The sequence below is a fragment of the Micromonospora sp. NPDC047753 genome, from assembly GCF_040642735.1.
Classification (GTDB): domain Bacteria; phylum Actinomycetota; class Actinomycetes; order Mycobacteriales; family Micromonosporaceae; genus Micromonospora.
This window is the reverse complement of record NZ_JBEYSL010000470.1, coordinates 1-5,288: the sequence shown is the minus strand read 5'-3', so window position 1 is coordinate 5,288 and position 5,288 is coordinate 1. Positions and strand designations below refer to the sequence as shown.

5 protein-coding genes are annotated in these 5,288 nt (G+C 72.8%); 3 read left to right on the top strand and 2 right to left on the bottom strand.

The window, feature by feature from the left end:
• Nucleotides 1–188: 188 nt before the first annotated feature.
• Nucleotides 189–1,283 carry a 3-deoxy-7-phosphoheptulonate synthase gene (locus ABZ749_RS28735; RefSeq protein WP_357206493.1) on the bottom strand — a complete coding sequence of 365 codons (1,095 nt, stop codon included), beginning with the start codon at nucleotides 1,281–1,283 and terminating at the stop codon, nucleotides 189–191.
• A 273-nt stretch (nucleotides 1,284–1,556) separates the two neighbouring features.
• Between ABZ749_RS28735 and ABZ749_RS28730 the strand changes: the two genes are divergently transcribed.
• Complete coding sequence (locus ABZ749_RS28730) at nucleotides 1,557–1,775, top strand: hypothetical protein (RefSeq protein ID WP_355008950.1); 219 nt, start codon at nucleotides 1,557–1,559, stop codon at nucleotides 1,773–1,775.
• On the opposite strand, the gene ABZ749_RS28725 is transcribed toward ABZ749_RS28730, so the two are convergent.
• Nucleotides 1,742–2,491 carry a phosphodiesterase gene (locus ABZ749_RS28725; RefSeq protein ID WP_357233267.1) on the bottom strand — a complete coding sequence of 250 codons (750 nt, stop codon included), beginning with the start codon at nucleotides 2,489–2,491 and terminating at the stop codon, nucleotides 1,742–1,744. The two genes, ABZ749_RS28730 and ABZ749_RS28725, sit on opposite strands and share 34 nt — an antisense overlap.
• A gap of 102 nt (nucleotides 2,492–2,593) precedes the next feature.
• On the opposite strand from ABZ749_RS28725, the gene ABZ749_RS28720 reads away from it, so the two are divergent.
• Both ABZ749_RS28720 and ABZ749_RS28715 read left to right on the top strand, forming a co-directional pair.
• A complete protein-coding gene (locus tag ABZ749_RS28720) occupies nucleotides 2,594–3,883 on the top strand; it encodes a pitrilysin family protein (RefSeq protein WP_357206497.1) in 1,290 nt (429 codons plus the stop codon).
• Nucleotides 3,880–5,217: a pitrilysin family protein gene (locus tag ABZ749_RS28715; RefSeq protein WP_357233265.1), complete on the top strand. Its 1,338-nt coding sequence runs from the start codon at nucleotides 3,880–3,882 to the stop codon at nucleotides 5,215–5,217. The genes ABZ749_RS28720 and ABZ749_RS28715 overlap by 4 nt, the downstream gene beginning before the upstream one ends.
• Nucleotides 5,218–5,288 lie beyond the last annotated feature (71 nt).

Genomic DNA, 5,288 nt, shown 5'->3' with positions numbered 1-5,288 from the left:
GCCTTGTGGGCCGGGGGCGGCGCTGGTGTCGGTGTGCAGGTCGCCTCTCGGCGAGTGGCACTACGCGGCTCCAGCCGGACGGTATTCCGCGAAGGCTATTTAGGTGAGGCCCGGGGACACTGGACACACCGACACCCCAGTCAACGAGCCGACCCCCGTTCGTGTTCCGCCGGTCGTGGTGTCGGCGGTCACACCGTCGTGGGCAGGGTGGCCCGGCGGGCCCGCACGGCCGAGGCGAGGTGGTCGAGCACCTCGGCGGTGTCGTCCCAACCCAGGCAGGCGTCGGTGACCGACCGCCCGTACTCCAGCGTCCGGGTCGGGTCGAGCTCCTGCCGGCCGGGCAGCAGGAACGACTCCAGCATCACGCCGGTGATCCCGCGCTGACCGGCGGCCAGTTGGGCGGCCACGTCCGCGGCCACCAGCGGCTGATTACGGTGGTCCTTGCCGCTGTTGGCGTGACTCGCGTCGATCACCAGCCGCTCCGGCAGGTCGGCGGCGCGGAGCAGGTCGAGTGCCCCGGCGACCGACTCGGCGTCGTAGTTGGGTCGGCCGCCCCCACCGCGCAACACGAGGTGCCCGTCCGTGTTGCCCCGGGTGTGCATGATCGCCGGGGTGCCGGAGAAGTCGATGCCGGGGAAGACGTGTGGCACCCCGGCGGCGCGGATCGCGTCCACGGCCGTGCCGATGCTGCCGTCCGGGCGGTTCTTCATGCCGATCGGCATGGACAGGCCGGAGGCGAGCTGGCGGTGCACCTGGCTCTCCACCGTGCGGGCACCGATCGCGCCCCAGCCCACCGTGTCCGCGATGTACTGCGGGGTGATCGGGTCCAGGAACTCGCAACCCACCGGAAGGCCGAGGCGGAGTACGTCGAGCAGCAGCGCCCGGGCCAGCCGCAGACCGGTGTTGACGTCCCCGCTGCCGTCCAGGCCGGGATCGTTGATCAGGCCCTTCCAGCCGACGGTGGAGCGCGGCTTCTCGAAGTAGACCCGCATGACGATCAGCAGGTCGTCGGCGAGCCGGTCAGCTGCCGTCCGCAGACGCTGCGCGTAGTCCAGGGCGGCGGCCGGGTCGTGCACCGAGCAGGGACCGACCACCACCAGCAGGCGGTCGTCCTCGCGGTCCAGCACGCGACCGACCGCGCGGCGGCCGGTCAAGACGGCCGCCGCGAGCGGGGCGTCCAGGGGCAACTCGTGGTGCAGCAGGGCGGGCGTGGTCAGCGGCACGACACGGTCGATCCGCTGATCGCTGACCCGATCGGTCTCCGGGGTCGTCACGGTGGGCATCCTTTCGCCGACCGTGCCCGGGGCCGGTGCCCGGGACGAGCCGGCTGCTCGTACGCAAAAGGGCAGGAACGACAGCTCCTGCCCAGCCGGCTCGGTCCGTGGTGACATCAGTTCATGGTGAAGTCACCGGCGTGCGAGCCGGCTGCCTAAACCATCGATAGGAACGCGTCACCGGGCCAGCGTACCCGACCGGACGCCTTCCCCCGTGCTGTCGTCCCAAGATGCGGGGTGAAGATCGCGTGCCGGGGACGCGGTCGGGGTAACAGGGGTGCCATGACACACGAGCAGAGCGATCAGGACCGGGTGGAGTCCCGCGCGCACCACCTCCTGCCCGAGGAGGAGGCGGTGGGCAGCGACGACCCGGAGGCGCAGGCGGAGGCCATCCTCGCCGAGTCGGACATCCGCACCGCTGACCAGAACGCCGCTCCGGACACGGTGCTGGAGCGTCGTACCTCGGATCAGACAGTGGTGGCGGTCGAACCGCCGGACTGAGCGGTCGCCCCGCGTGCCCGGCGCGACCCCCGATAGGTCTGGTCACGCAGCCAGGCCAGCGGACCTGCCACCCGCAGTTCGGGTGGCAGGTTGCGCACCGGGTCGAACGCGAGCGCCTCGTCCTCCTCGGCGCTGAGCTGGGCGCCGAGGCTGACCTGCCCGACCAGTCGCCACGGCCCCACCGCCGACGCGACCGCGAGCACCAGGCGCGGGGTGTCCGTCCGGGTCGCGGCGGACGCCGCAGCCAGGCTGCGACCGAGGTCGGCCGAGTCGGGGTCGGCCAGCGCGGCCAGCCAGAGGCGGCGCCGGCCCGCGCGGTAGCACGTGATCGTGCTGTACGTGCCGGTGAAGCGGCGTCGCGGCAGCGGCAGGTTCCGCAGCACCGGGGCCGCGCCGCTGGAACTGACCAGCAGATCGAACGGCCGGCCGCCGTCGCCGTGCAGGCGCAGCGCGAGGCCCAGGACGTCGGGCCAACTGCCGGGCGTGGGCGTTCCCTTGGAGAGCCGGATGGTGGTCCGGTACCGGCCGGGCTGGTCCAGCAGCGCGACCCCGGTGGGCGGTCCGGGCGTACCCCAGATCACCGTCTCGCCGACGAACGAGCGACCGGCCGGATGCAGCAACCGGCCGCGGCGCAGCCGGCCGAGTGCGGTGCTGGCGCGTTCGACGGCGGTGGCGGCCCGGCTGGCGGACCGGAACGGAGGCGGGGTGACGGTCATTGCTCTCCGGTACCCCGCGCGGCGGCTCCGAAGCCGCCCGGGTCGGCTCGCCGACCGACGGCACGTCACCTTTCCGCCTCCGAGATCGGATAGCGTCGGGGCATGCCCGACAGCGGTTACCCCTGGCCCATTCAGACGTCCCGACTGGACAACGGCCTGCGCGTGGTGGTGAGTGAGGACCGCACCGCGCCCGCAGTGGCCGTCAACCTCTGGTACGACGTCGGCTCCCGACATGAGCCGGCCGGGCAGACCGGTTTCGCCCACCTCTTCGAGCACCTGATGTTCGAGGGCTCGGTGAACGTGGCGAAAACCGAGCACATGAAGCTGATTCAGGGCTCCGGCGGCTCGCTCAACGCCACCACCAACCCGGACCGGACCAACTACTTCGAGACGGTCCCGGCCGAGCACCTGGAGCTGGCGCTCTGGTTGGAGGCCGACCGGATGGGCGGCCTGGTCCCCGCCCTCACCCAGGAGACGCTGGACAACCAGCGGGACGTGGTGAAGAACGAGCGCCGGCAGCGCTACGAGAACGTGCCGTACGGCGACGCCTGGCTGCGGTTGCTGCCGCTGCTCTACCCGCCGGGGCACCCGTACCACCACGCGACGATCGGCTCGATGGCCGACCTGAACGCCGCCGACCTGGCCACCTTCCAGGCGTTCCACCAGACCTACTACGCGCCGAACAACGCGGTGCTCACAGTGGTCGGCGACGCCACCGCCTCCGACGTGTTCGCGCTCGCCGACAAGTACTTCGGCGCGCTGCCCGCCCGCGACGACATCCCGCCGGCGCCGGACGGCCGCACCGTCCCCGCCACCGGGCAGACGGCCGTCGAGTCGGTGAGCGCCGACGTGCCGGCGCCCCGGGTCTACATCGCCCACCGCAGCTACCCGTTCGGCACCCCCGGATACAACGTGATCACCGTGCTCGCCACCATCCTGGGCAGCGGCCGGGGCAGCCGGCTCTACCAGCGCCTCGCCGACGGCGAGCGGATCGCGCAACCGGACCTGGTCGGGGCGTACGGGGTGGACCTCGCCCACGCCCCGGCACCGCTGATCGCCACCGCCACCGCCCGCCCCGGAGTGAGCGCCGAGCGGCTCGCCGAAGGGCTGGCCGAGGTCGTCGACGAGTTGGCCACAGTGCCGGTCACCGCCGCCGAGCTGGATCGCGCCAAGGCGTTGCTCAGCACCGGGTGGTGGCGTCAGCTGTCCACCGTCGACGGCCGCGCGGACCTGCTCGGCCGGTACACCACGCAGTTCGGTGACCCGGCCCGCATCGCCGAGCAGTTGCCGGCCCTGCTCGCTGTCACCGCCGAGCAGATCGCCGAGGCCGCCGCCGACGTGCTCGCCACCGACCGGGTGACCCTGACCTACCTGCCCGAGGAGACCTCATGACGCTGATCGCCGACCGTCCCGGCCCGGGCGCGGCCCGCCCGTACCGGTTCCCGCCGGTGGTCCGCCGCGCCGCGGCCGGTGGTCAGGTCGTCGCCGCGCACCTGCCGGGGCAGAACCTCGCCGTGGCCCTGCTGCTGCTCGACGTGGGCGCGGGCCAGGAGCCGGTCGGCAAGGAGGGTCTGTCCGGCGTGCTGGCCAAGGCGTTGGAGGAGGGCACCGCGCAGCGGGACGCCGCCGCGTACGCGCTCGCCGTCGAAGGGCTCGGCACCGCTCTCTCGACCGGTCTGGACTGGGACTCGTTCCAGGCCAGCGTGGTGATCCCGGTGGACCGGCTGAGCGCCGCCGTGGAACTGCTCGCCGAGGCGGTCCGGACGCCGAAGCTCGACCCCGCCGACGTACGCCGGGTCCGTGACGACGAGGCGACAGCGCTCCGGATGGACTGGGCCAACCCCGGCCCGCGCGCCGACGCCGCGCTGCGCGCCGACCTGTTCGGCGCCCAGAACCGCTGGGGACGGCCGATGCACGGCGACCCGGAGTCGGTTGCCGGGTTGGACGTGGAGGACGTCACGGTCTTCCACTCGGAGTGGTTCCTGCGCCCCGGCACCCTGATCGTCGCCGGTGACCTGGACCGGATCGACCTGGACGCGCTGGCCGCCGCGGCGTTCGCCGGCACCGGTGGTGGTCCCGCCGAGCGCGGCGGTCCCATCGAGGTGCCGCTGCACAGCGGTCGCCGGATCATCCTGGTGGACCGGCCCGGCTCGGTGCAGTCCACGCTGCGGCTGGGCCACCCGTCACCGCACCGGGCGCACCCCGACTACGTGCCGATGACGCTCGCCGGCACCGTGCTCGGCGGGGCGTTCACCTCCCGACTCAACCACCTGCTGCGGGAGGTGCACGGCTACACCTACGGCATCCGGGGCGACTTCGCCGCGTCGCGGCGGTTCGGTCGGTTCGCGGTCAGTTCCGGCGTGCAGACGGCGGTCACCGCGCCGGCCCTGGTCGAGGCGGTCGGCGAGATCACCCGTACCCAGGCCACCGGGGTGACCGAGGAGGAGCTGGAGGTGGCCCGCTCCTGGCGTGCCGGGCAGCTCTCGGTCGAGTTGCAGAGCCCTCGAGCCATCGCCTCCGCGCTGACCACCCTGGTGGTGCACGACCTGCCGGACGACTACCACGCGCGGTTGCGCGAGTCGCTGCTCTCCGCCGACGTGGACCAGGTCTCCGCGGCGGCGGCCACCCACCTGCACCCGGAAGCTCTCACCCTGGTCATCGAGGGCGACGCCGCAGTGATCCGCGACGACCTGGAGGCCACCGCCCTGGGAGACCTCCTCCCCTAACCCGCTGAAAGCGCCGTCGATCAAGAGGTTTGCGTCACCCGGAGCGCGACTCCTGACGCAAACCTCTTGAT

Coding starts and splice junctions, on each gene's coding strand:
- ABZ749_RS28735 (WP_357206493.1), bottom strand. CDS start 1,283: ATGCCCACCGTGACGACCCCGGAGACCGATCGGGTCAGCGATCAGCGG.
- ABZ749_RS28730 (WP_355008950.1), top strand. CDS start 1,557: ATGACACACGAGCAGAGCGATCAGGACCGGGTGGAGTCCCGCGCGCAC.
- ABZ749_RS28725 (WP_357233267.1), bottom strand. CDS start 2,491: ATGACCGTCACCCCGCCTCCGTTCCGGTCCGCCAGCCGGGCCGCCACC.
- ABZ749_RS28720 (WP_357206497.1), top strand. CDS start 2,594: ATGCCCGACAGCGGTTACCCCTGGCCCATTCAGACGTCCCGACTGGAC.
- ABZ749_RS28715 (WP_357233265.1), top strand. CDS start 3,880: ATGACGCTGATCGCCGACCGTCCCGGCCCGGGCGCGGCCCGCCCGTAC.